Annotated in this window: 22 protein-coding genes; 7 read left to right on the forward strand and 15 right to left on the reverse strand. The window is 68.9% G+C overall.

All coding sequences use genetic code 11. The features are described from left to right. Nucleotides 1-2: 2 nt before the first annotated feature. Entirely contained in the window at nt 3-536 is a 534-nt protein-coding gene (locus tag MIAR_RS12505) for a GNAT family N-acetyltransferase (RefSeq protein ID WP_285636386.1), read from the reverse strand. A gap of 126 nt (nt 537-662) precedes the next feature. Between MIAR_RS12505 and MIAR_RS12510 the strand changes: the two genes are divergently transcribed. Both MIAR_RS12510 and MIAR_RS12515 read left to right on the forward strand, forming a co-directional pair. Then, the gene (locus MIAR_RS12510; protein WP_285636388.1) at nt 663-1,040 is read left to right on the forward strand and encodes a VOC family protein; all 378 of its coding nucleotides are present in this window, start codon (nt 663-665) and stop codon (nt 1,038-1,040) included. 427 nt (nt 1,041-1,467) lie between these two features. Next, a complete protein-coding gene (locus MIAR_RS12515) occupies nt 1,468-2,805 on the forward strand; it encodes a DUF2510 domain-containing protein (protein WP_285636390.1) in 1,338 nt (445 codons plus the stop codon). Nucleotides 2,806-2,958: 153 nt separating this feature from the next. Here the strand turns inward: MIAR_RS12515 and nrdF are convergent, their stop codons facing one another. From nrdF to nrdH, 4 genes are read right to left on the reverse strand one after another with little or no spacing between them, the layout of a single operon-like run. After that, a complete protein-coding gene (gene nrdF / locus MIAR_RS12520) occupies nt 2,959-3,939 on the reverse strand; it encodes a class 1b ribonucleoside-diphosphate reductase subunit beta (protein ID WP_285636393.1) in 981 nt (326 codons plus the stop codon). Between the two features lie 43 nt (nt 3,940-3,982). Next, a complete protein-coding gene (nrdE, locus tag MIAR_RS12525) occupies nt 3,983-6,157 on the reverse strand; it encodes a class 1b ribonucleoside-diphosphate reductase subunit alpha (RefSeq protein WP_285636395.1) in 2,175 nt (724 codons plus the stop codon). Next, on the reverse strand, nt 6,124-6,573 hold the full coding sequence (gene nrdI, locus MIAR_RS12530; RefSeq protein ID WP_285636397.1) for a class Ib ribonucleoside-diphosphate reductase assembly flavoprotein NrdI: 450 nt from the start codon (nt 6,571-6,573) through the stop codon (nt 6,124-6,126). Before nrdI ends, nrdE begins: the two co-directional genes overlap by 34 nt. 12 nt (nt 6,574-6,585) lie before the next feature. Continuing rightward, entirely contained in the window at nt 6,586-6,819 is a 234-nt protein-coding gene (nrdH, locus tag MIAR_RS12535) for a glutaredoxin-like protein NrdH (RefSeq protein ID WP_285636399.1), read from the reverse strand. Nucleotides 6,820-7,186: 367 nt separating this feature from the next. On the opposite strand from nrdH, the gene MIAR_RS12540 reads away from it, so the two are divergent. Further along, nucleotides 7,187-8,401 carry an MFS transporter gene (locus MIAR_RS12540; RefSeq protein ID WP_285636401.1) on the forward strand — a complete coding sequence of 405 codons (1,215 nt, stop codon included), beginning with the start codon at nt 7,187-7,189 and terminating at the stop codon, nt 8,399-8,401. Nucleotides 8,402-8,438: 37 nt separating this feature from the next. Further along, entirely contained in the window at nt 8,439-9,599 is a 1,161-nt protein-coding gene (locus MIAR_RS12545; protein ID WP_285636403.1) for an acyl-CoA dehydrogenase family protein, read from the forward strand. A gap of 125 nt (nt 9,600-9,724) precedes the next feature. Here the strand turns inward: MIAR_RS12545 and MIAR_RS12550 are convergent, their stop codons facing one another. The 5 genes from MIAR_RS12550 to MIAR_RS12570 all read right to left on the reverse strand — a co-directional run bounded on the left by MIAR_RS12550 (nt 9,725) and on the right by MIAR_RS12570 (nt 14,169). Beyond that, the gene (locus MIAR_RS12550) at nt 9,725-10,552 is read right to left on the reverse strand and encodes an ABC transporter permease (protein ID WP_285636405.1); all 828 of its coding nucleotides are present in this window, start codon (nt 10,550-10,552) and stop codon (nt 9,725-9,727) included. Further along, on the reverse strand, nt 10,549-11,439 hold the full coding sequence (locus MIAR_RS12555) for an ABC transporter permease (RefSeq protein WP_285636407.1): 891 nt from the start codon (nt 11,437-11,439) through the stop codon (nt 10,549-10,551). The genes MIAR_RS12550 and MIAR_RS12555 overlap by 4 nt, the downstream gene beginning before the upstream one ends. Then, nucleotides 11,432-12,607, reverse strand: a complete 1,176-nt coding sequence (locus tag MIAR_RS12560; protein WP_285636409.1) for a polyamine ABC transporter substrate-binding protein — start codon at nt 12,605-12,607, stop codon at nt 11,432-11,434. The genes MIAR_RS12555 and MIAR_RS12560 overlap by 8 nt, the downstream gene beginning before the upstream one ends. Continuing rightward, the gene (locus tag MIAR_RS12565) at nt 12,604-13,761 is read right to left on the reverse strand and encodes an ABC transporter ATP-binding protein (RefSeq protein ID WP_285636411.1); all 1,158 of its coding nucleotides are present in this window, start codon (nt 13,759-13,761) and stop codon (nt 12,604-12,606) included. Before MIAR_RS12565 ends, MIAR_RS12560 begins: the two co-directional genes overlap by 4 nt. A 135-nt stretch (nt 13,762-13,896) precedes the next feature. Next, entirely contained in the window at nt 13,897-14,169 is a 273-nt protein-coding gene (locus tag MIAR_RS12570; protein ID WP_285636413.1) for a metal-sensitive transcriptional regulator, read from the reverse strand. A 34-nt stretch (nt 14,170-14,203) separates the two neighbouring features. On the opposite strand from MIAR_RS12570, the gene MIAR_RS12575 reads away from it, so the two are divergent. Next, nucleotides 14,204-15,493: a DUF445 domain-containing protein gene (locus MIAR_RS12575; protein ID WP_285636416.1), complete on the forward strand. Its 1,290-nt coding sequence runs from the start codon at nt 14,204-14,206 to the stop codon at nt 15,491-15,493. A gap of 23 nt (nt 15,494-15,516) precedes the next feature. Here the strand turns inward: MIAR_RS12575 and MIAR_RS12580 are convergent, their stop codons facing one another. From MIAR_RS12580 to hutH, 5 genes are all read right to left on the reverse strand, one after another. Then, the gene (locus tag MIAR_RS12580) at nt 15,517-16,161 is read right to left on the reverse strand and encodes an NAD(P)-dependent oxidoreductase (RefSeq protein ID WP_285636419.1); all 645 of its coding nucleotides are present in this window, start codon (nt 16,159-16,161) and stop codon (nt 15,517-15,519) included. 118 nt (nt 16,162-16,279) lie between these two features. Further along, entirely contained in the window at nt 16,280-17,179 is a 900-nt protein-coding gene (locus MIAR_RS12585) for an agmatinase family protein (protein WP_285636422.1), read from the reverse strand. Nucleotides 17,180-17,197: 18 nt separating this feature from the next. After that, nucleotides 17,198-18,373 carry an imidazolonepropionase gene (gene hutI, locus MIAR_RS12590; protein WP_285636425.1) on the reverse strand — a complete coding sequence of 392 codons (1,176 nt, stop codon included), beginning with the start codon at nt 18,371-18,373 and terminating at the stop codon, nt 17,198-17,200. Continuing rightward, nucleotides 18,370-20,049, reverse strand: coding sequence for a urocanate hydratase (gene hutU, locus MIAR_RS12595; protein WP_285636428.1), 1,680 nt, complete (start codon nt 20,047-20,049; stop codon nt 18,370-18,372). Before hutU ends, hutI begins: the two co-directional genes overlap by 4 nt. Further along, on the reverse strand, nt 20,042-21,583 hold the full coding sequence (gene hutH, locus MIAR_RS12600; protein ID WP_285636431.1) for a histidine ammonia-lyase: 1,542 nt from the start codon (nt 21,581-21,583) through the stop codon (nt 20,042-20,044). The genes hutU and hutH overlap by 8 nt, the downstream gene beginning before the upstream one ends. A gap of 58 nt (nt 21,584-21,641) precedes the next feature. On the opposite strand from hutH, the gene MIAR_RS12605 reads away from it, so the two are divergent. Together MIAR_RS12605 and MIAR_RS12610 are read left to right on the forward strand one after the other, a co-directional pair. Beyond that, nucleotides 21,642-22,418 carry an IclR family transcriptional regulator gene (locus tag MIAR_RS12605; protein WP_425561600.1) on the forward strand — a complete coding sequence of 259 codons (777 nt, stop codon included), beginning with the start codon at nt 21,642-21,644 and terminating at the stop codon, nt 22,416-22,418. An 89-nt stretch (nt 22,419-22,507) separates the two neighbouring features. Further along, nucleotides 22,508-23,701, forward strand: coding sequence for an OmpA family protein (locus MIAR_RS12610; protein WP_285636436.1), 1,194 nt, complete (start codon nt 22,508-22,510; stop codon nt 23,699-23,701). Nucleotides 23,702-23,715: the final 14 nt, after the last annotated feature.

Here is a 23,715-nt window from a genome sequence, read left to right on the forward strand (position 1 = left end):
CCTCAGCGCGGCGCCGTGGGGAACGTGTCGGCTCCCGACCCGTCGAGCGCGAGCGCCCATTCGTTCATGGTGAGGTCCGCCCCGCGGAACTCCTCGGTGAAGGTTCCGGTCTGCGTGAAGCCTCCGCGCCGGCAGACGCCGTTGGAGGCGGCGTTGTCCGCGGCGGGGAACGCCGTGAGCAGGTGGCGCTCACCGCGATGCTCCCTCGCATCGTCGATGACCAGTGCGAGCGCCCGCGCCGCCACCCCGCGTCCCTGCGCCTCAGGGAGCACGAACCAGCCCGCCTCCAGCACGGGCTCGCCCCGCCAGTCGGCCCGCCAGTACGCGATGGATCCGAGCGGGACGTCCTGGGCATCCACGATCACGAAGTTCCGCGCCTCGCCGGCCGCTCCGAGTCGCAGATACCGCTCGTTGCGGTCGATGATCTGCTCCTCGGTCTCCGGGCCGTTCAAGTGCGCCGTCATCTCCGGGGTGTTCGCCGCGCGGAGCAGGTCGATGTCATCCGCCGTCCACAGTCGCAGTCGTATCGTGTCCACGCGGCCACGCTCTCACGGGCCTCCGACATCCGCGAGCGCGAGGTCCTCCCCCGGATGTCGGTGGCCGGGCGTACCGTCGCAGATGTGCGCGAGCCTCTCGCGTCTCCCTCGAGAAAGGCGCAGGACATGGACTGGAAGATCGAACTCATCCACGTGCCGGTGACGGACGTCGACCGCGCGAAGGAGTTCTACACGATGATCGGCTTCAACCCCGATCACGACCACCAGGTCTCCGACGAGCTGCGCTTCGTGCAGATGACCCCTCCCGGATCGGCCTGCTCCATCGCCTTCGGCACCGGCATGGGCAGCGGGCTCGAGCCCGGTCAGCAGAACTCGATCCAGGTCGTCGTGCCGGATGCCGACGAGGCTCTGTCGCACCTGCGCGGACTCGGTGTCGAGGCCTCCGGCGTGGACGAGCAGCCGTGGGGCCGATTCGTCACCTTCGCCGACCCCGACGGCAACACCTGGACGCTGCAGCAGATCCCGGACTACGGGGCGCAGTGAGCGAATGACGGAGCAGACTGCGCAACGACGCTCCGCCTGAGGTGCTCAATCACCATCATCGAGAACGCGGCGGCCGCGAGCCCGACAGCGCCGCTCACCAATGCCGCGATGAACGCGACCCGTGCTGCTCGATGGTGGCCACGTCGGCCTCGGCGAGTTTCATCGACGGCCGTCGCGGTGCGTCGGGCTGACGGGCCTTCATTGCCACCCACGACGTCCGTTCGACGGACTTGAATCGCCTCCGTCACGAGCGCCAACCACGAACGCACCACGTCGCTCGAGCTACGACGTGGTCGCGAACACGACCGTCGACGAGGACTACGGCGTCCCCGACTCAGGCTTCGATAACGCCTGACTACACGTCGCCGCGGATCTGAGACGACGCGCGGTGCGACCCCAATAAGATCGTCTGAGGGAGACGAACACGATGAGCAAAGAGGCCCCCGCCAATTGGTATGCCGACCCTACGGGCCGACACCAGTACCGCTACTGGGACGGCGCCCGGTGGACAGATACCGTCGCCGACAACGGCAACCAGTCAATCGATCTGCTCGTACCAGCAGCAGCGCCGCTGACCCGGCGCGAGATGCGGCAACAGGCGAAGGCAGACGCCCGTGCACAGAAGGAAGCGGAGCGCGAAGCCAAGCGCCTGCAGGAGGTTCACGAGCGCCGGGTCCGCGAGCTCGCCGCGAAGCAAGCGGAAGCCGCACGGGTGCTCGCCGAGCAGCAGAAGCGAACCGAGCAGGAGGCCGCGGCGCGAGCAGCACTCGAACGACAGGAAGCCCGCCTCCGCGCCGAGCAGGAAGCTCGCGCGGCGGCCGAACGCGAAGCACGGGAAGCCCAGGACCGCGAAGCGCGGATCATCACCCAGTACCCCCGGTTCCGACTCCCTGACAGCAGCGGCTACCCGACCACGGAAGTCGCCGGCGAGTTCGCCCGCATCGATGCGATCCACCGCGTGCTCGGCCGCGCACCCCGCATCGACCAGGAGCTCGTCAACGAGAACCTCGTCGCACTGCTAGTCCCCGAACCGCAAAACGCATTCGACCGCAACGCCGTCAAGGTCGTCATCAGCGGATACCACGTGGGCTACCTGGAGAAGGAAGTCGCCGCAATCACCCAGCCGATCATCCGCCGCATCATCGACGCCGGCTATGCTCCCGCTGTCGGCGCCCGCATCTGGGCCGTCGCACGCCGCGGCTATGACGGCCCGGCGAAGCAGCATGCGAACGTCCGCCTCGCGCTCACTTACACGCATCTGATGACCCCGCGCAACGACCCGCCACACGAGGCCTACAGCATCCTCCCCTGGGCCTCCGCGCTGCAGGTCACTGGCGAGGAGCACCACCAGCACGTCCTCGCCGAGTACGCCACCGAGGGCGACTCCCTCGTGATCGGCACCCTGCACGTCATACACGGTGGCATGGCAAAGACGCCGAAGGAGCTCATCGAGGTGCGCCTCGACGGCGAGCGCGTCGGCCAAATGACGCCAGCCTCGAGTCAGCACTTCCTACCGACCGTGCACCACCTCGCAGCGCAGGGCATGACGGCGGCCGCCTGGGTCACGATCACGGGCAGCGCGATCGCCGCTCAGGCGGTGTTGCATGCGACGAAGGCGCATGAGCTGCCTACCGAATGGTTCGAGGCACCTCAGACCGCGCCGCGGCTGTGGGGCACCCCCGCCCGTCGCGCCGTCGATGATGGCGCGATCGACGATGCGGAGATCCGCTCGCAGATGCGCGAGCCGATGTGGGACGAGCCGTGATGGATGTCTGGCGGCCTGCCGTCACCCTCGGCCTCGAGGTCATCGAGCGCCGCGACGTTCCACCGCTCCGACTGCATCCCCGGCGAGCGCTCGTGATGAGCGGACGCCGGGGGCGCACTCGTCGTCAGAGATTGTGTTTCTGACCTGGGATGATCAGAAGTCCCAGTCGTCGTCCTCGGTGGCCTCGGCCTTGCCGATCACGTACGACGAGCCCGACCCCGAGAAGAAGTCGTGGTTCTCGTCGGCGTTCGGCGACAGGGCCGACAGGATCGCCGGGTTCACGTTGGTGACGGTGGAGGGGAACATCGCCTCGTAGCCCAGGTTCATCAGGGCCTTGTTGGCGTTGTAGTGCAGGAACTTCTTGACGTCCTCGGTCAGGCCGACGCCGTCGTAGAGGTCCTGCGTGTACTGCACCTCGTTGTCGTAGAGCTCGTACAGCAGCGAGAAGGTGTAGTCCTTCAGCTCGTCGCGACGCTCCGGCGTCTCGGTCTCGAGGCCGCGCTGGTACTTGTAGCCGATGTAGTAGCCGTGCACGGCCTCGTCGCGGATGATCAGGCGGATCAGGTCGGCCGTGTTCGTCAGCTTCGCCTTGGACGACCAGTAGATCGGCAGGTAGAAGCCCGAGTAGAACAGGAACGACTCCAGCAGCGTGGAGGCCACCTTCCGCTTGAGCGGGTCGTCACCACGGTAGTACTCCATGATGATCTGCGCCTTCTTCTGCAGGTTCTGGTTCTCGGTCGACCAGCGGAAGGCCTCATCGATCTCCTTCGTCGACGCGAGCGTCGAGAAGATCGAGGAGTAGCTCTTGGCGTGCACCGACTCCATGAAGGCGATGTTGGTGTACACGGCCTCCTCGTGCGGGGTGATCGCGTCGGGGATCAGCGAGACCGCGCCGACCGTGCCCTGAATCGTGTCGAGCAGTGTGAGGCCGGTGAACACGCGCATCGTGAGCAGCTGCTCGTCGGCGGTGAGCGTGTTCCACGACTGCACGTCGTTCGACAGCGGCACCTTCTCGGGCAGCCAGAAGTTGCCGGTGAGACGGTTCCAGACCTCGAGGTCCTTGTCGTCCTCGATGCGGTTCCAGTTGATCGCATCGACGTGGCTGACCAGCTGAAGCTTCGGAGAGGGAGTCATTTCCTGTAGTCCTGTTCTCGGAGAAATTCTGATCAGAGAGCGATCACAGCATGCAGCTGACGCACTCGGTCATGTCGGTCCCCTCGAGGGCCATCTGACGCAGGCGGATGTAGTAGATCGTCTTGATGCCCTTGCGCCATGCGTAGATCTGCGCCTTGTTGATGTCGCGCGTGGTGGCGGTGTCCTTGAAGAACAGCGTCAGCGACAGGCCCTGGTCCACGTGCTGGGTGGCGGCGGCGTACGTGTCGATGACCTTCTCGTAGCCGATCTCGTACGCGTCCTGGTAGTACTCCAGGTTGTCGTTCGTCATGAACGGCGCCGGGTAGTACACGCGACCGAGCTTGCCCTCCTTGCGGATCTCGATCTTCGAGGCGATCGGGTGGATCGATGAGGTCGAGTTGTTGATGTAGGAGATCGAGCCCGTCGGCGGCACAGCCTGCAGGTTCTGGTTGTAGATGCCGTGCTCCTGGATGCTGTCGCGCAGCTCCACCCAGTCCTGCTGGGTCGGGACGAACTTGCCCGCGAACAGCTCCTTGACCTTCTCGGTCTCGGGCTGCCAGGCGCGCTCGATGTACTTGTCGAAGAACGCTCCCGACGCGTACGTCGAGTCCGCGAAGCCGTCGAAGGCCTCGCCGCGCTCGATCGCCAGACGGTTCGATGCGCGGAGCGCGTGGAACAGCACCGTGTAGAAGTAGATGTTCGTGAAGTCGATGCCCTCTTCCGACCCGTAGAACACGTGCTCGCGCGCCAGGTAGCCGTGCAGGTTCATCTGGCCCAGGCCGATCGCGTGCGACCGGTCGTTGCCATCCTCGATCGAGCGCACCGAGCTGATGTGGCTCTGCGTGCTCACCGCGGTGAGAGCGCGGATGGCGGTCTCCACGGTCTTGCCCAGGTCATCGGCGTCCATCGCCAGCGCGATGTTCATCGAACCGAGGTTGCAGGAGATGTCCTTGCCGATCTGGTCGTACGACAGGTCGGTGCTGTACGTGGTCGGGGTGTTCACCTGCAGGATCTCGCTGCACAGGTTGGACATGTTGATGCGGCCCTTGATCGGGTTCGCCTTGTTCACCGTGTCCTCGAACATGATGTACGGGTAGCCCGACTCGAACTGGATCTCGGCGATGGTCTGGAAGAACTCGCGCGCGTTGATCTTGGTCTTCTTGATGCGCGCGTCGTCGACCATCTCGTAGTACTTCTCGGTGACCGAGATGTCGCCGAAGGGCACGCCGTAGACCTTCTCGACGTCGTACGGCGAGAACAGGTACATGTCCTCGCCCTTCTTGGCGAGCTCGAAGGTGATGTCGGGGACGACCACGCCCAGCGACAGCGTCTTGATGCGGATCTTCTCGTCGGCGTTCTCGCGCTTGGTGTCGAGGAACCGCATGATGTCCGGGTGGTGCGCCGAGAGGTACACCGCGCCGGCGCCCTGACGCGCGCCGAGCTGGTTGGCGTAGCTGAAGCTGTCTTCGAGGAGCTTCATGACCGGGATGATGCCGGAGGACTGGTTCTCGATCTGCTTGATCGGGGCACCCGACTCGCGGATGTTCGACAGCAGCAGTGCCACGCCGCCGCCGCGCTTGGACAGCTGCAGCGAGGAGTTGATGCCGCGGGCGATGGACTCCATGTTGTCCTCGATGCGCAGCAGGAAGCAGCTGACGAGCTCGCCGCGCTGCGCCTTTCCTGCGTTGAGGAACGTGGGGGTGGCCGGCTGGAAGCGGCCGGAGATGATCTCGTCGACCAGGTCGATCGCGACCTGCTCGTCGCCCTCGGCGAGCGCAAGGGCGGTCATCACGACGCGGTCCTCGAAGCGCTCCAGGTAGCGCTTGCCGTCGAAGGTCTTCAGCGTGTAGCTGGTGTAGTACTTGAACGCGCCGAGGAAGGTCTCGAAGCGGAACTTCTTCGAGTAGGCGAAGTCGTTGAGCTTCTGGATGAACTCGAACGAGTACTGGTCGATGACCGCGGCCTCGTAGTACTCCTTCTCCACCAGGTAGTCCAGGCGCTCCTTGAGCGAGTGGAAGAACACGGTGTTCTGGTTCACATGCTGCAGGAAGTACTCCCGAGCGGCGCGCTTGTCGGCGTCGAACTGGATCTTGCCGTTCGCGTCGTACAGGTTCAGCATCGCGTTCAGCGCGTGATAGTCGAGCCCCTCGTATGCGGGGTTGACCTTGAACTCCACCTGCTCCGTCACTGACTGCTCTTCGAGTGCGCTGTCCACCATCGTTCCAATCCGTCGCTCACGCGATCGACATCATCCGGCGTGCCGAATACCTCCAGCCGGTACAAGTGCGGCACATGACACTTGCGGCTCACGATCTCTCCGGCGAGGCAGAACGACTCGCCGAAGTTGGTGTTCCCCGCGGAGATCACTCCGCGGATCAGGCTGCGGTTGTGCTCATCGTTGAGGAACCGGATCACCTGCTTGGGAACGGCGCCCTGCTCCTCGCCGCGCCCCTGACCGCCCCCGTAGGTGGGGGTGACGAGCACGTACGGCTCGTCGACGACGATCTGCTCGTCGTTTCGGTGCAGAGGGATGCGGCGGGCAGGAAGCCCGAGCTTCTCGATGAAGCGAGCGGTGTTACCCGAGACGCTCGAGAAGTAGACCAGGAGCGGCGCTGCGGTCGCGACTGCGCTCATGGCCGGCCACACTCACGCCAGACGGGCGGCGAGCTCGTCGATCTTGTCGGGACGGAAGCCCGACCAGTGGTCCTCGTCGGTGACGACGACCGGTGCCTGCATGTAGCCGAGCGCCTTGACCTGCTCGAGCGCCGTGGCGTCCTCGGAGAGGTCGTGGATCTCGTACTCGATGCCCTTCGCATCGAGCGCGCGATAGGTGGCGTTGCACTGCACGCAGGAAGGCTTGGTGTAGACCGTGATCGACATGAATTCCCCTCAATCTCAGCTGTTCTCCGGCAGACCCCCCACCGGGACTTCAATACTACATATAGGGACGGACATTGCGACCGACCACTAGGGATAGTAGTTACATCCGTGTAGTTTTCCACCGCTCTCCCCATGTTCAACACAGCTTCTCCACGGTTTCTTCCACAGCCGGGAGCCCCTCGGAACGGCCCGCGAACCGCGAGTTCTCGCGGCTTCCGGGGCCGGTCGCCGGATCCATCCACAGGCCGCACGCTACGCCGCACCACCGACATCCGATTTCCTGTGGAGAACGCCCTTCGGCGTGTCGCGGCGTGTCGCGGCATCCGACACCTCGCGCGCCGCCGCGCACCCCGGATAGGGTTCTCTGGTGGCGGGATATCGGGACCTTCTTCGCACGCCGGGAGTCGGCCGCATGATCGCGGCGCAGCTGGTGGCGCGCTTCCCCAACGGCATGATGAGCCTGGCGATCCTGATGCACGTCGAGCAGCAGTCCGGGTCCTACGGCGCCGCGGGCCTCGTGCTCGCCGCGGCATCCGTCGGCCAGGCCATCGCGGGCCCGGTGACGAGTCGCTGGATGGGCGCCTGGGGCATGCGCCGCGTGCTCACCCTCACCCTGTCCGTGTGCGTCGCCGCCGTGCTCTGCCTGGCTCTGCTGCCGCTGAGCATCGCCGGCTACATGGCGTTCGCGATGCTCGCCGGTCTGTCCACGCCTCCCGTGCAGTCGGCGGTGCGCACCATCTACCCCAAGCTCGTCAACGCGGGCCAGCTCACGCCGCTGTTCTCGCTGGACGCCTCGCTGCAGGAGATCATCTGGATCGTCGCCCCCGTGCTGATCACGATCGTCTCCACGCAGGTCGGCACCGTGCAGGGCCTGCTGCTGGTCGCGATCATCCTCGCCGGCGGGGGCACCTGGTTCATCCTCTCCCCCGAGGTCGGGCGCGTGCGCATTCCGCGCAGCAGGCGCGCGTTCGGACGCGTCGTCCTCAAGCCGCCGGTGCTGCTGGCGACCGTCATCGGCTTCCTCCTGATCGGAGCATGCTCCGCGGTCGAGGTGGGCGTCGTCGCCACCTTCGGGCACGGCGGGCTGGAGGCCGGGCTCGTGCTGGCGGTGTTCTCGGTCGGCAGCCTGGCCGGTGGCCTGGCGTTCGGCCACATCCCCATCGGACCCTGGGCGATGGCTCGGCGACTGCTCATCGTCACGGTCGGACTGGGCCTGACCATGGTGACGCTCAACGTGTTCTGGATCGGCGGCACACTGCTGCTGGCGGGCATCGGCATCGCCCCGGCCCTCGCCGTGCTGTTCGCGATCACCACCGCGAGCGTGAAGTTCAGCGAGACCGCCGAGGCGTTCGGCTGGGCGGGCACCGGGCAGCTGATCGGCGCGGCGGCGGGCTCCGCGGTCGCGGGCATCCTGATCGACGCGGGCGGCCCGACCGGCGCGTACCTCGCCGCGGCACTGTTCGCGCTCGCCGGACTGATCGTCTCGGTGGTCTTCGTGCGCGCCTTCCCCGACCTGCGGAACCGCGATCCCAGCCCCTACCCCGACACCGAGACGCTCTCCATCCCGACCGTCCGTCCCTGACGGTCGGCGCACGATCCTCGCGGCATAGGCTGGGCGCGTGAGCACCTTCGACGCCGCTGCCTTCCTTCCCGACAACCTGCTGGAGCGCATCCGCGAGCGCGCCGCCGTGCACGACCGCGAGAACACCTTCCCGCAGCAGGACCTCGACGAGCTGAAGGACGCCGGATACCTCTCGGTCCTCGTGCCCGCCGAGCTGGGCGGAGCGGGCCTGGGCCTCGAGCAGGCGGCCCTGCTGCAGCAGCGCCTGGCGACCGCATCCCCCGCCACGGCGCTCGCCATCAACATGCACCTGGTGTGGACCGGCGTCGCGAAGGTGTTCAGCGACCGCGGCGTGCCCGGGCTCGAGTTCGTGCAGCGCGGCGCCGTCGCCGGCGAGGTCTTCGCCTTCGGGATCAGCGAGGGCGGCAACGATCTGGTGCTGTTCGGCAGCGACACGGATGCCGCACCTCAGCCCGACGGCGGCTACGCCTTCACGGGCACCAAGATCTTCACCTCGCTCGCGCCGGTCTGGACGAAGCTCGGCCTGCACGGCCTGGACACGACCGATGAGGAGGCCCCGAAGCTCGTCTTCGCGTTCATCGACCGCACGGATGCCGTGGTCACCGGCGACGACTGGGACACGCTCGGCATGCGCGGAACGCAGAGCCGCACGACCCGATTGAACGGCGCGATCGCCGCCCCCGAGCATGTGGTCCGCCGCATCGACCCGGGCCCGAACCCCGACCCGATCGTGTTCGGCATCTTCAGCGTGTTCGAGATCCTGCTCGCCTCGGTGTACACCGGCATCGCCCGTCGCGCCCTCGACCTCGCGGTCGAGACCGCGCAGAAGCGGCGCTCGAAGAAGTCCGGCACGACGTACAGCCAGGATCCCGACATCCGCTGGCGGGTCGCGGGCATGGGCCTGGCATACGACGCGCTGCCGCCGCAGATCTCCGCACTGGCCCGGGACGTCGACCAGCTCGCCGATCACGGACCGCGCTGGTTCAGCCTGCTCTCGGGCGTGAAGCATCGCGCGGTCGTCATGGCCAAGCAGGTCGCCGACGAGGCGATGCTGGTGGCCGGCGGCGGATCGTACTTCTCCTCCAACGAGCTCTCGCGGCTGTACCGCGATGTGCTGGCGGGGCAGTTCCATCCTTCCGACCCGGAGTCCGCGCACGCCACAGCCGCGACCGCCTGGCTCGGACCGCTCGAGGGCTGAGACCCTCGAGCCGCTGACCCCGAGCATCCGAGAACAGGAGGATTGCCGAGACCAGGAGGATTCCGAGCGGAATCCTCCTGCATTCAGCAATCCTCCTGCGTAGGGTGATGCCGCCGTTCGACGACTCAGCCGCCCGCCATCGTGCGCGCGATGTCGGTGGCCGAGTCCCCCGCCCGCTTGAGCACGAGCGCCACGAGCGCCAGCGACGCGAGCGTGAGCACGAGCATGATGGTGGAGACGGCGGCGATCTCCGGTCGCAGACCGCTGCGCAGGGCGCTGAGCACGTACACCGGCCACGGCGTCGTGCCCGACACCTGCACGAACGCGGAGACGATCGTGTTGTCCAGTCCGAGCGTGAACGAGAGCAGGAAGCCGGCCAGCACCGCCGGCATGGCCAGCGGCAGCGTGACCTTCACGAAGGTGCGCAACGGCGGCGCGTAGAGGTCGGCGGATGCCTCCTCCAGACTGGCATCCAGTCCGACCAGTCGCGCCCGCACGATGTACGACACGATGGCGATGGAGAACAGCGACTGCCCGATGATCAGTCGCACGGTGCCGTCGTTGAAGATCCCGATCCCGGCGTCCTGGCCGAGGAACACCATCCACGGCAGCAGCGCGACGGCATCCACGATCTCGGGTGTCACCGAGATCAGCAGCAGCATGCCCAGGAACCACACCACCCACTTGCCGGGGTTCCGGGCCATCGCGATGCCGGCGAGCGTGCCGAGCACCGTCGCGATGACCGCGGCGAGCAGACCCGTGCGCACCGACACCAGCACTGCATCCCTGATCGCCGGCTTGGTGACGATCGCGGCGAAGGAGTCGAAGCCGAAGTGGTCCCACGAGACGAGCAGTCGCCCGACGTTGAACGAGTACACGATGATCACGATGATCGGTAGGAACAGGAAGACGAAGACCAGCGTCGACCACACCGGAAGCAGCCAGCGGCTCATGATCCTTCTCCCAACCTCAGGGCGTATCGCCGTCTCAACGGCATCGTGACCAGCCACAGCAGCAGCGCGGCGATGCCGATCGAGACGGCGATGGTGATGATGAGCAGCACGGCCATCGCCGATCCCAGCGCCCAGTTCTGCGCGGTCTGGAACTGGCTGGCCACCATCTGGCCGACCATGTTGCCCTTCGCGCCGCCCAGCACCGTGGCGGTGATGTAGTCGCCCATCAGCGGGATGTACACCAGCAGGACGCCGGCGATGATTCCCGGCTGCGCGATCGGCACCGTCACACGCAGGAAGGTGACGAGACCGTTCGCCCCGAGGTCCTTGCTCGCCTCGCGCAGAGGACCGCTGACGCGGTCGAAGGCGACGTACAGCGGCAGGATCATCAGCGGCAGGTAGTTGTAGACGACGCCCAGCAGCACGGCTCCCCGGGAGTTGAGGATGTCGAGCGGACCGGGGATGACGCCGATGAACTGCAGTGCGCCGGACAGCCATCCCTCGGGCGCCAGGATCACCTGCCAGCCGATCGTGCGCACCAGGAAGTTCGTCCAGAACGGCACCATCACCAGCGCCAGCAGCATCCCGCGCTTCGAGGGCGCCGCCTTCACGGCGATCCAGTACGCCACCGGCGCCCCGATGATCAGGCACAGCAGGGTGCCGATGACACCGACCCAGAAGGTGTTCTGGAACGTGTTGAAGAAGGTCGGCGAGAGCGCCTCGACGTAGCGGTCGAAGGAGAGCCGGTCATTGGAGTTCGTCGAGAAGATGCTCGGCTTGTAGCCGAAGCTGTACCAGACGACGACTCCGATCGGCACGACGAAGAACACGGCGAGCCACGCCCATGCCGGCAGCGCCAGCGCGAACGGCATCCTGACCTTACGCACCTGCGGCCACCTTCACCTTGTTCCAGATCTCCACGATGCGCTCCTGCGCGCTGGTGAACTTCTGCTCGTGCATCGTCTTCACCTGCTCGTCGCTGAAGTACACCATGTCGAGCCGATCCAGCTCAGCATCCTCGGCCTTCTGCTGCGTGCCCTGCACCCCCGTGTCGTAACCGATGTAATCGACCTGGGCCACCTGGATGTCGGGGGCGATGATGTAGTCGATGAACGCGTGCGCCGCCTCGGGGTGCGGGGCTCCCTTGGCGATCGCCCAGTTGTCCATCCACAGCTCCGTGGCCGGTGCGCCGAGCACCCACTGCCACCGCTCGGGGTCGTCCGACTCGTCCATGCCGAGCCTGGCGTCGCCGCTGTACGACTGCACGAGCGCCGCCGACGCCTGCGGGATCACCTGCCCGCCCGGTGCGGAGTCGAAGATCGAGATGTGCGGCGCGAGTTCCTCGACCAGGAACTTCTCGCAGGCATCGAGATCCTTCTTGTCCGTCGTGTTCCAGTCGATCCCGTGCGACCAGTGGTAGATGCCGCACAGCGGCGCCGGGTCGTCGAGGACCGAGGTCTTGCCGGATGCCTCGTTCTGGGCGGCGTCGATGAAGTCGGCCCACGTCGTGAGCTCACGGGTGATGACGCGCTTGTCGTAGACGAAGCCGGTCGTGCCCCATGCCTTGCATATCGAGTACGCGTTGTCGGGGTCGAAGGAGCGATGGATGAAGTTCGGATTCATCGTGGCGAAGTTCGGGATGAGGTCGAGGTTCAGCTTCTCGAGCAGACCGTTCTCGGCCATCGGCATCACGAACAGCCCGCTGGGGACGACGATGTCGTACCCGGAGGTCCCGCGCGCCGCCACCAGCTTCGCGATCAGCTCCTCATTGGAGTTGAACGCGTCGACGACGATCTTCGGCCCCTTCTTCTTGGTGAACGCGGAGAGCAGTTCGGGCTCGTCGTAGTCGCTCCAGGTGTAGATCGACAGCCGGTCCTCGAGCGGGCCGCCGTGCGCCTGCGCCGCGGTCCCGGCCTGGCCGGGTGCGCAGGCGGTGAACAGCACGGCTCCGCCGGCCGCGAGTGCCGTGGCGAGGAATCCCCGCCGGGTCAGCTCGCTGCGCAGGATGCCCGCCGCACCGCGGTGCGCGAGCACCCGGACCGGTTCGGAGGTCATCGGACGGCCTTGGGCAGCGCGATCACGTGCGTCGCGGACGTCGGCGCACCGTCGGCCGCGAACAGGCGTGCATCCGATGTCGCCCAGGTGCAGCGGACGTCGTCGTCGACCGCGACCCGCGGCGCGTTCGGCGCGGGGGTGCGCACCAGCAGGGTCTGCCCGTCCGCGACCCCGACCACGACCTGCAGGGTCTCGCCCAGATACGACACGCTCAGCACGCGGCCGTCGGCCCCGGCACCGGTCGCGCCCGCGGAGTCGAGTTGGATGAACTCCGGACGGATCGCCGCGACGGCCTCCGCGCCGCGCTCGACACGACCGGCGCCCCAGCGCCCCTCGATCAGGCCGAGGGGCGTCTCGATCGCATCGCCGTCGGCGGCGACGCCCCGGATGAAGTTCTGCTGCCCGATGAACGAGGCCACGTAGGCGGAGGCGGGTGCCGCATAGATGGCGTCGGGCGCGTCGAGCTGCTCGATGCGCCCCGCCCGCATCACGGCGATGCGATCGCTCATCGACAGCGCCTCGCCCTGATCGTGCGTGACGAAGACGAACGTCGTCCCGAGCCGAGACTGCAGCAGCTTCAGCTCGACCTGCATCTCCTCGCGCAGCTGCCGGTCGAGCGCCGCGAGCGGCTCGTCCAGGAGCAGCACGCTGGGCCGGTTGATGAGCGCCCGCGACAGGGCGATGCGCTGCTGCTGCCCGCCTGAGAGCATGGTGGGCTTGCGATCGGCGAAGCGCCGCAGCTGCACCATGTCCAGTGCTTCGGCCACGCGCTCGCGCTGCTCCGCCTTGGGGACACCGCGCTGCTGCAGCCCGTACGCCACGTTCTCGGCGACGGTCATGTGGGGGAACAGCGCGTAGGCCTGGAAGACGGTGTTGACCTCGCGCTTGTAGGGCGGCAGGCCCAGCACGCTGCGCCCGGAGATGCGGATGTCACCGCTGTCCGGGTGCTCGAAGCCGGCGATCATGCGCAGCGTCGTGGTCTTCCCGCAGCCGGACGGACCGAGCAGCGAGAGGAACTCCCCCGGCCGGATGCTCAGGGACAGGTCGTCGACGGCGGTCGACTCGCCGTAGTGCTTGGTGACGCCGGCGATCTCCACGCCACCGGACGCGGTGCCCGCGTCGGGTGCGGTCGCCGCCACTGCGATATCGGCCATGAAACCTCCACGATGAGATTCGAACAGCCGTCAGTCAACCACAGTCGGGGGCTGAGGTACAGCGAAAAGCGAAGAAAAGAAGCAGAATCGCGACGATATCCGTTGTCGAGACCTAGCGAGGCAACGGAATTTGCGTTACTTGCGGTCGAAGTCGAAGGCTTTCAGCAGCTCGCCGACGGCCTGCTCGCGCTCGTCGCCGCCCTGCTCGAACATGTGCGTCACGTGCGTGCGCAGGTGGTTCTCGAGCAGCAGCCGGTTCAGGGACTCCAGTGAGCGCTGCACGGCACGCGACTGCGTGATGATGTCCATGCAGTAGTCCTCGTTCTCGATCATCCGCGCGATGCCGCGCAGCTGACCCTCGAGGATGCTGGTGCGGTGCAGTGCGCGCTTCTTGATGTCGTCGATCACACTCAGAGCGTAGCCGTCATGAAAGGATGACGGCATGTCGCGAACCCCGATGGCGCTGCTGTCCCCCGCCGATCAGGAGCGGCTGCGGGGCCTGCGCCGGATGAAGGCCGTGGCGCTGGGCGCGCTGATCTTCATGGCCGTGGTCTTCGTGATCGCGTTCGCCTTGGAGCACAGGCACCCGTGGCTCGCGTACGTGCGCGCAGCCGCCGAGGGCGGCATGGTCGGCGCACTCGCCGACTGGTTCGCCGTGACCGCGCTGTTCCGGCACCCGCTGGGGCTGCCCATCCCGCACACCGCGATCATCCCGAACCGCAAGGACGAGATCGGCCGCTCGCTGGGCGAGTTCGTCGAGACCAACTTCCTCTCCGGCGATATCGTGCGCGACAAGCTCTCCCGCACCGCGCTGTCGAAGCGCCTCGGCGAATGGCTGCAGGATCCTGCCCACGCCGAGCGGGTCGCCGCCGAGGGATCGACAGCGGCATCCGCCGTGCTCCGCGCGCTGAGCGACGACGACGTGCAGGGCCTCATCGCCGATCTCGCGCGCGAGCACCTGATCGAGCCGGACTGGGCGCCGCCCGCGGGCGGCTGGCTGGAGCGCATCGTCGAGGCGGATGCGCACCGCGGTGCGGTGGACCTGGCCGTGGACAGCATCTCGACCTGGCTGCACGCCAACGCGCACACCTTCCAGGGCCTCGTCTCCCGGCGGCTCCCGGGCTGGGTCCCCAAGCTCGCGCACCGCTTCGTCGACGAGACGGTCTACCACGAGGCCGTCCGCTTCGTGGAGGCCGTGCAGGCCGACCCGCAGCATCCGGCCCGTCAGGCGCTCGACGGCTACCTGGCCCGCCTGGCCGACCGCCTGCAGCACGACCCCGCCATGCGGGACCGCTTCGAGGGCGCCAAGGCCGCGGTGTTCGACAGCCCGCGGGTGATCGCGCTCGCGGCGCAGGCCTGGGACACCGCCAAGAACGGCCTGCTCACCGCCCTCGCCGACCCGGAGAGCGGGCTGCGCCGCCGCGCGGCATCCGCCGTCGCCGAGATCGGACGACGCCTGGCCACCGAACCCGCCCTGCAGGCCCGCGTCGACGGCTGGGTGACCGACGCCGCCGTGTTCCTGGTGGACCGCTACCGGCACGACATCGCGTCGATCATCACCGACACCGTCGAGAAGTGGGATGCCGCGGAGACCACCGAGAAGATCGAGCTGATGGTCGGTCGCGATCTGCAGTACATCCGGCTCAACGGCACGGTGGTGGGGGCGCTCGCGGGACTCGCGATCTTCGCCGTCGCGCACGCCGCGATCCCGGTCCCGCTGGGGCTGGGCTGATGCCGTCGGCGTGAGCCGGGGTCTCAGCCCGCCAGGGCCTCGGCGATCGGCCGGTCGCCGTCGTTGAAGCGGATCGTCCGGCGGATGGTGGCGGGCTGCTGCAGCGTCTCCGCGATCACGAGCGCGACGTCAGCGCGCGACACCTCCCCCGAGACGGCGGGGGTCGCGTCGATGCGCCCGGTGGCCTCGCCGAGCGTCAGGCGGCTGGGCGCCAGCACGGTCCAGTCCAGGCTGGTCGCCCGCAGGTACTCGTCGGCGGCCGCCTTCGCCTCGGCGTAGGCGTGGAACGGATCGGATGCCGGGATGCCGTGCTCCGGCGAGGAGCCGAAGTAGGAGACCATGACGTAGCGGTCCACGCCGGCGTCCCTCGCCGCGTCCATCGACCGCACGGCGGCCTCGAAGTCGACGGCGTGCGTCCGCTCCGGACTCCCGCCACCCGCACCGGCCGACCAGACGACGGCGTCGTGCCCGGCGATCAGCGCGGCGAACGCCGCACGATCCTCCCGCTCCATGTCGAACACCACCGGTACGGCGCCTGCGGCGCGCACGTCATCGGACTGCGCGGGATCGCGGATGACGGCGGTGACCTCGTCGCCGCGAGCGACGAGCACCGGAGCGAGCAGCAGTGCGACCTTGCCGTGGCCGCCGAACACGATGATCCGAGCCATGCCTCCACGCTACCCGCGCGGAGCGGCTCTGGCACCGGAGCACCGCCGAAGCTCCTCCCCCGCACGAGACGGCCCTCATGACGCCCGTCTCGTGCTGGAGCAGAACTCTCCTGCGGCCTCAGCGTACGGCGAGGCCCGCGAGCAACTCGAGCACGCAGAGCGCAGCGAGGCGCACGGTGCGGCCGTCCTCGGCATCCGCGGTCGCGTCGACCTCGGCGAGGTCGGCGCTGACGACGCGTTCGTCGGCGGCGATGCCGCGCACCAGGGCCCGCAGCTCCCATGCGGCGAATCCGCCGGGAACGCTCGCCGGGCAGCCGGGGACGGCGGCGCGGTCGACCGCATCGACATCGATGTCCAGGTGGATGCGAGAGCCCGCCCCGGCGACCTCCAGCGCCTCGGCGACGACGTCGGCGAGGCCGCGACGGCGCACCTCGTCGAGCGTGATCACGCGGATGCCCCACTCCTCCGCGCGCTGAGCGTAGGCCGCGGAGTTCGCGAAATCGGCGATGCCGATCTGCACGATCCGCTTCGGGTCGATGCGCTCCCCATCCGGGGCGTCCTGCACCAGCCGGCGCACCGGGGAGCCGTTCGAGACTCCGTCACGAAGGTCGTAGTGCGCGTCGATCGTGATGAGCCCGTCGGCCCCGGCGCCACGGGCGACGGGATAGGTCAGCGAGTTGTCGCCGCCGAGCGCGATGACCAGACGCGAGTCCGCGGCCAGCTCCCGCACGCGGTCGACGGCGCGCTGCACGCCCTCGTCCCCGTCGGGCTCGTGCACATCACCGGCATCCACGATCCGCAGCGCCTCGTTCAGGTCCACGGCGGGCGCGCCCATCAGCGTCGCGCTGTAGCGCGGCAGGGCCTCGCGGATCGCCGCCGGCGTCGCGTGAGCGCCCGTGCTCGAGATCGACGTGCGCCAGGTCGGGACGCCCAGCAGCACGGCATCCGTCGTCTCCCCCGCGACCGGCGCGGGCCAGGATCCGGCGCGCGGCCAGAGCTCGTCGTGCGGAAGTGCCATGTTCGTCCTCTCCTGGCGTCAGCGGACCGCGACGCCGTCCTTCCAGACCTTCTTCACGAGCGGCACACCGGGGCGGTAGGCCAGGTGCACCCGCGTGGGCGCGTCGAGCAGCACCAGGTCGGCGCGCTTGCCCGGCGCGATCACCCCGATGTCGTCGCGCTGCAGCGCGGCGGCGCCTCCGGCGGTGGCGGCCCAGACGGCCTCGGCCGTCGTCATGCCCATCTCCCGCACCGCGAGCGCGATGCAGAACGGCATCGACGAGGTGAAGCTCGATCCGGGGTTCGTGTCGCAGGCGATCGCGACCGTCACTCCCGCGTCGATCAGCCGGCGCGCGTCCGGGAACGGATGCCGGGTGGAGAACTCCACCCCGGGCAGCGCCGTGAGCACGGTGTCGGATGCGGCGAGCGCGGCCACGTCCTCGTCGGAGAGGTACGTGCCGTGGTCGACGGATGCCGCGCCCAGCTCGATGGCCAGCTGCACGCCCTCACCGGGGCCGAGCTGACTGGCGTGCACGCGCGGCTTCAGGCCGCGGGCGATACCCGCCTCGAGCACCCGCCGCGACTGCGGCACCGTGAACGCTCCGGTCTCGCAGAACACGTCGATCCACTTGGAATGCGGGGCGCAGGCGTCCAGCATGTCGCCGATCACGAGCTCGACGTACTCGTCGCCGCGGTCGGCGTACTCCGCCGGCACGACGTGCGCGCCCAGGAAGGTCACCTCGGGTGTGACCTCGGCGGCCAGGCGCACCAGGCGGGCCTCGGTCTCGACATCCAGCCCGTAGCCGCTCTTGATCTCGACGGTCGTGGTGCCCTGCGCGAGCATCTCGTCGAGGAACCCCCGCAGCCGCGCGCGCAACTCGTCGTCGGACGCGCCGCGGGTCGCGGCGACGGTGGAGCGGATGCCGCCGGCGGCGTACTTCTCACCGGCCATGCGCGCCTCGAACTCGGCGGCCCGGTCGCCGCCGAACACGATGTGGCTGTGGCTGTCGACGAAGCCGGGGATGACCGCACGGCCCTCGGCATCCACCTCAAGGTACCCGCCGGGAAGCGCGGGGACGTCCGATGCCGGACCGACCCACGCGATGCGCTCGCCCTCGATGAGGACGGCCGCGTCGGTGAGCGTGCCGGAACGGCCCAGCGGGGAGCTGACGTTGGTCGTCAGCTCCCCGATGTTCGTGATGAGCGTGGTGCTCACAGCATCGGCACCTTGAGTCCGCGCTCGCGGGCGATGTCGCGGGCGTGCTCGTAGCCGGCGTCCACGTGACGCATGACGCCGGTGCCGGGGTCGTTGGTCAGCACGCGCTCGAGCTTCTCGGCGGCGAGCTCGGAGCCGTCGGCGACGGTGACCTGGCCGGCGTGGATCGAGCGGCCGATGCCGACGCCGCCGCCGTGGTGCAGCGACACCCAGCTGGCGCCGGACGAGGTGTTGAGCAGGGCGTTCAGCAGCGGCCAGTCGGCGATCGCGTCGGAGCCGTCCTTCATGGCCTCGGTCTCGCGGTACGGGCTCGCGACCGAACCGGAGTCCAGGTGGTCGCGGCCGATCACGATCGGGGCGGACAGCTCGCCGGAGGCGACCATCTCGTTGAACTTCAGACCGGCCAGGTGGCGCTCCTTGTAGCCCAGCCAGCAGATGCGTGCGGGCAGGCCCTCGAAGTGCACCTTCTCGCCGGCCTTCTCCAGCCAGCGGTGCAGCGCCTTGTCCTCGGGGAACAGCTCCGCGATGGCGCGGTCGGTCTTGTAGATGTCCTCCGGGTCGCCGGAGAGGGCAGCCCAGCGGAACGGGCCGCGGCCCTCTTCGAACTGCGGGCGGATGTACGCCGGCACGAAGCCGGGGAACTCGAACGCGCGGTCGAAGCCGCCGAGCTTCGCCTCGGCGCGGATGGAGTTGCCGTAGTCGAACACGGCGGCCCCGGCGTCCTGGAACGCGACCATGGCGGCGACGTGCGCGGCCATCGCCTCGCGCGAGCGACGGGTGAACTCCTCGGGGTCGCGCTCGGCCTCGGCCTTCCAGTCCTCGACGGAGATGCCGATGGGCAGGTACGCGAGCGGGTCGTGCGCGCTGGTCTGGTCGGTCACGACGTCGATTGCGATGTCGCCGGCCTGCTGGCGGCGGAACAGCTCCGGGAAGACCTCGGCGGCGTTGCCGACGATGCCGACGGAGAGGGCCTCGCCCGCCTCCTTGGCGGCGACCGCACGGGCCACGGCCTCATCGAGGTCGGTGTAGTAGACGTCGAGGTAGCCGTGGTCGACTCGGCGGGCGAGACGGGTCTCGTCCACGTCGACGATGAGGCAGGCGCCCTCATTGAGGGTGACGGCCAGCGGCTGCGCGCCGCCCATGCCGCCGGCGCCGCCGGTGAGCGAGAGGGTGCCCTTCAGGGACTCCTTGCCGAGCGACTGCGCAACGGCGGCGAAGGTCTCGTAGGTGCCCTGCAGGATGCCCTGCGAGCCGATGTAGATCCACGAGCCGGCCGTCATCTGGCCGTACATCATCAGGCCCTCGGCCTCGAGCTTGCGGAACTCGGGCCAGGTGGCCCAGTCGCCGACGAGGTTGGAGTTGGCGATCAGCACGCGCGGCGCCCACTCGTGGGTGCGGAACACACCGACGGGCTTGCCGGACTGCACCAGCAGGGTCTCGTCGGGCTCCAGCTCGTCGAGGGTGCGCACGATCGCGTCGTACGCCTCCCAGCTGCGGGCCGCGCGGCCGGTGCCGCCGTAGACGACGAGGTCCTCGGGGTGCTCGGCGACCTCGGCGTCGAGGTTGTTCATCAGCATCCGCTTGGCGGCCTCGGCACCCCAGCTCTTGGCAGTGCGCTGGTTGCCGCGCGCAGCGCGGATGCTGCGGGTCGGGTCGTGGAGGGTGGGCTCAGACATTCGTGTGCTCCTTCGCAGTGCGGAGGACGGCGCCCGAGCGCACGAGCTCGGTGACGGCCTCCATGTCGGGTGAGAGGAAGTGGTCGGGTCCGGGGCCGTCGGCGACGGTGCGGACCAGGTCGCGGACGGCGCCCGTGGCGGGGCCGGCGACCAGCGGCGCGCGCAGGTCGAGCGCGCGGGCGCCGGTGAGGATCTCGATGGCCAGCACGCGGGTGAGGCCGTCGACGGCGCGGCGCAGCTTGCGGGCGGCCGCCCAGCCCATCGAGACGTGGTCCTCCTGCATGGCCGACGACGGGATGGAGTCGACGGATGCCGGGGTCGCGAGCCGCTTGAGCTCGGAGACGATGCCGGCAGCCGCGTACTGCGCGATCATCAGGCCCGAGTCGACGCCCACCTCGTGCGCGAGGAACGGCGGCAGGTCGCGGTTGCGGGCCGGATCCAGCGCGCGGTCGGTGCGGCGCTCGGAGATCGAGGCCAGGTCGGCGACCGAGATCGCAAGGAAGTCGAGCACGGCGGCGACGGGGGCGCCGTGGAAGTTGCCGTTCGACTCGAGGCGTCCCTCCGAGACCACGATCGGGTTGTCGACGACGGATGCCAGCTCGCGCTCGGCGATCATCGTGGCGTGGCCCATGGTGTCGCGGGCGGTGCCGTGCACCTGCGGCGAGCAGCGCAGCGAGTACGCGTCCTGCACGCGGCCGTCCTCGGGTCCCTTGTGGCTGTGCACGATCGGCGACTCGGCGAGGAAGGCGCGGAGGTTCGCGGCGGAGGTCGCCTGGCCCACCTGCGGGCGCAGCGCCATCAGGTCGGCGGCGAACACGGCATCCGTGCCGAGCTGGGATTCGATCGACATGGCGGCGGCGAGGTCGGCGGTGGTCACGAGCTGCTCGAGGTCGTGCAGCGCGAGCACGAGCATCCCGAGCATGCCGTCGGTGCCGTTGACGAGGGCGAGGCCCTCCTTCTCCACGAGCACGAGCGGCTCGATGCCGGCAGCGGCGAGTGCTTCGGACGCCGGGACCAGCTCGCCTTCGGCGTTGCGCACGTCGCCCTCTCCCATGGAGGCGAGTGCGACGTGCGACAGCGGCGCCAGGTCGCCGGAGCAGCCGAGCGAGCCGTACTCGCGCACGACCGGGGTGATGCGGGAGTTGAGCATGGCCGCGTAGGTGTCGACGACGACGGGGCGCACGCCGGTGTGGCCGGAGGCCAGGGTCTGCAGGCGGAGCAGCTGCAGGGCGCGCACGACCTCGGTCTCGACCTCGGGGCCGGTGCCCGCGGCGTGCGAGCGGATCAGGCTGAGCTGCAGCTGGCGGCGGCGCTCGGGGGCGATGAAGGTGGTGGCGAGGGCGCCGAAGCCGGTGGAGACGCCGTAGTGGGGGTTCGGGTCGGCGGCCATGCCGTCGATGACGGCGCGGCCGGCGGCGACGCGCTCGCGGGCGGAGTCGGCGATCTCGACCTTCGCGAAGTGGCGGGCGACGGCGACGACGTCGGCGGGCGACAGAGGTGCTGCGCCGACGATCACGGTGGAGGAATGCTGCATGATCTGATTCCACACCGTCGGATGCCCGTGCGGGAGCGCTCCGTGGCAGACTGTGTCTGTGATCCCAGACGAGTTGGCTCCGGATGCCGCTGACACGCGCCCGCAGGTGCCCGCGGCGGATCAGACGCTGCGGATCCTGCGGCATCTGGCCCGCCGTCCGGCACCGATCGCGGCATCCGCACTGGCCCGCGACCTGGGCATCCCGCGCTCCACGGTCTACCATCTCCTCGCCACGCTCGAGGCGCACGGCTTCGTCGTGCACCTGTCGCAGGAGCGGCGCTGGGGCCTCGGCACCAGTGCCTTCGAGCTCGCCGGCGGCTACGCCCGCCAGGAGCCGCTGGCCCGGCTCGGGCGTCCGCTGATCGCCGCCCTCGCCGACCGCATCGGAGAGAGCGCGCACCTGGCCGTGATGAGCGGGCGGGACGTGCTGTACATCGTGGAGGAGCGCGCTGCGCGGCGGCCCGCGCTGGTGACGGATGTGGGCGTGCGCCTGCCCGCGCACCTCACGGCCACCGGACGGGCCATGCTCGCGGCGCTCCCGGCGTCGCAGGTGCGCGCGCTGTATCCGGACTCCGCCTCCTTCACCGACCGCACCGGGCAGGGCCCCTCGCGCCCCGCCGAGCTCAGGGAGGTGCTCCGAGAAGTGCGCGCTGCCGGCGTGGCCACCGAGGACGGCGAGGTGACGCCGGGCTTCCGCTCGGTCGCCGCCGTGGTGCGCGACCACGCGGGGTGGCCCGCCGCCGCGGTGGCCGTCACCTGGGAAGGCGAGCGCACGGTGACGCCGGCGGATGCCGTGCTCGAAGCCGCACACGCACTGCAGGCCAGGCTCGGCTGAACGACAGCATCCCGAACGGACGGAGAATTGTCGCTGATCTGCGACAAGGCCGCGACGGGCGTGCGACGGACGCTCGATACTCTCGAACCATGAACACTTCCGCACGAGCCCTCCTCGCGCTCCTCGGCACCGCCTCGGCCGTCATCGCCCTGGCCGGCTGCTCGGTCGGCGTGGCTTCGCCCGCGCCGGCATCCCAGAAGCCCAAGCCCGCGGCGTCCGCGGCCGCCACCCCGAAGCTGCTCGTGGTCCCCGGCTACGACGTCGGCGAGTTCCCGCCCGTGCCGCTGTTCCGCCTGCCGGATCTCTCTCTGCTCGACTCCGCATCGGCATCCGGGTTCACGATCGACATCAAGGACGACTTCGCGAAGATCCCCGGGGTCACCGTCTCCCCGGCGCACTGCGACGCGGGCGGCGAGGTGGTCGCCGGCAACGGCAGCGCCTACCTGTACGGCGACGGCTCAGGCAACTACACCGGTTCCGACGGCAGCATCCAGAACTACGGAGACGGCTCCGGCAGCTTCACACTGAACGGCATCACCGTGCAGAACTATGGCGACGGCTCCGGCAACTACTCCGGGAACGGCGTCACCATCCAGAACTACGGAGACGGCTCGGGCAACTACTCCGACAGCACGATGACCGTGCAGATCTACGGCGACGGCTCCGGCAACTACACCGGCCCCGACGGCACGATCCAGAACTACGGCGACGGCTCAGGCAACTTCACCGGAGGCGGCGTCACCATCCACAACTACGGGGACGGCTCCGGCAACTACGCCGCTCCCGGGCTGACCATCGAGAACTACGGCGACGGCACAGGCAAGCTCAACGGCAAGGACATCAAGGTCGAGCCGATCGCACCGGTCGCCAAGCTCGGCGTGTTCCCGCCCCTTGCGGCGCTGCAGCCCATCACCTCCTGCGGCACCGTGATCACCTTCGACGCGGGCGTGCTGTTCGACTTCGACAAGTTCAGCATCCGGCCGGACGCGGCGGCGACCCTGAAGACCGTGGCGGCCGCCCTGACCGAGTACAAGGTCGCGAACGCGGTCGTGTCCGGCCACACCGACGCCAAGGGCTCCGACGACTACAACCAGACGCTCTCCGAGAAGCGCGCGGCTGCCGTGGTGGCGGCCCTCCAGAAGGCCGGAGTGTCCACCGGCCTCACAGCGGAGGGCTACGGCGAGTCCCGTCCGGTCGCGGCGAACGAGATCGACGGCAAGGACAACCCCGCCGGCCGCCAGCTGAACCGCCGCGTCGAGATCTTCATCCCCGCGAGCCTGTGATGACCGTTCAGGAG

Source organism: Microbacterium arabinogalactanolyticum, from assembly GCF_030268005.1.
Classification (GTDB): domain Bacteria; phylum Actinomycetota; class Actinomycetes; order Actinomycetales; family Microbacteriaceae; genus Microbacterium; species Microbacterium arabinogalactanolyticum.

What these genes read in the sequence shown, in the direction of transcription:
- MIAR_RS12510 (WP_285636388.1), top strand. Translation starts at nt 663, where the DNA reads ATGGACTGGAAGATCGAACTCATCCACGTGCCGGTGACGGACGTCGAC.
- MIAR_RS12515 (WP_285636390.1), top strand. Translation starts at nt 1,468, where the DNA reads ATGAGCAAAGAGGCCCCCGCCAATTGGTATGCCGACCCTACGGGCCGA.
- nrdF (WP_285636393.1), bottom strand. Translation starts at nt 3,939, where the DNA reads ATGACTCCCTCTCCGAAGCTTCAGCTGGTCAGCCACGTCGATGCGATC.
- nrdE (WP_285636395.1), bottom strand. Translation starts at nt 6,157, where the DNA reads ATGGTGGACAGCGCACTCGAAGAGCAGTCAGTGACGGAGCAGGTGGAG.
- nrdI (WP_285636397.1), bottom strand. Translation starts at nt 6,573, where the DNA reads ATGAGCGCAGTCGCGACCGCAGCGCCGCTCCTGGTCTACTTCTCGAGC.
- nrdH (WP_285636399.1), bottom strand. Translation starts at nt 6,819, where the DNA reads ATGTCGATCACGGTCTACACCAAGCCTTCCTGCGTGCAGTGCAACGCC.
- MIAR_RS12550 (WP_285636405.1), bottom strand. Translation starts at nt 10,552, where the DNA reads ATGAGCCGCTGGCTGCTTCCGGTGTGGTCGACGCTGGTCTTCGTCTTC.
- MIAR_RS12560 (WP_285636409.1), bottom strand. Translation starts at nt 12,607, where the DNA reads ATGACCTCCGAACCGGTCCGGGTGCTCGCGCACCGCGGTGCGGCGGGC.
- MIAR_RS12565 (WP_285636411.1), bottom strand. Translation starts at nt 13,761, where the DNA reads ATGGCCGATATCGCAGTGGCGGCGACCGCACCCGACGCGGGCACCGCG.
- MIAR_RS12575 (WP_285636416.1), top strand. Translation starts at nt 14,204, where the DNA reads ATGTCGCGAACCCCGATGGCGCTGCTGTCCCCCGCCGATCAGGAGCGG.
- MIAR_RS12580 (WP_285636419.1), bottom strand. Translation starts at nt 16,161, where the DNA reads ATGGCTCGGATCATCGTGTTCGGCGGCCACGGCAAGGTCGCACTGCTG.
- MIAR_RS12585 (WP_285636422.1), bottom strand. Translation starts at nt 17,179, where the DNA reads ATGGCACTTCCGCACGACGAGCTCTGGCCGCGCGCCGGATCCTGGCCC.
- hutU (WP_285636428.1), bottom strand. Translation starts at nt 20,049, where the DNA reads ATGTCTGAGCCCACCCTCCACGACCCGACCCGCAGCATCCGCGCTGCG.
- hutH (WP_285636431.1), bottom strand. Translation starts at nt 21,583, where the DNA reads ATGCAGCATTCCTCCACCGTGATCGTCGGCGCAGCACCTCTGTCGCCC.
- MIAR_RS12610 (WP_285636436.1), top strand. Translation starts at nt 22,508, where the DNA reads ATGAACACTTCCGCACGAGCCCTCCTCGCGCTCCTCGGCACCGCCTCG.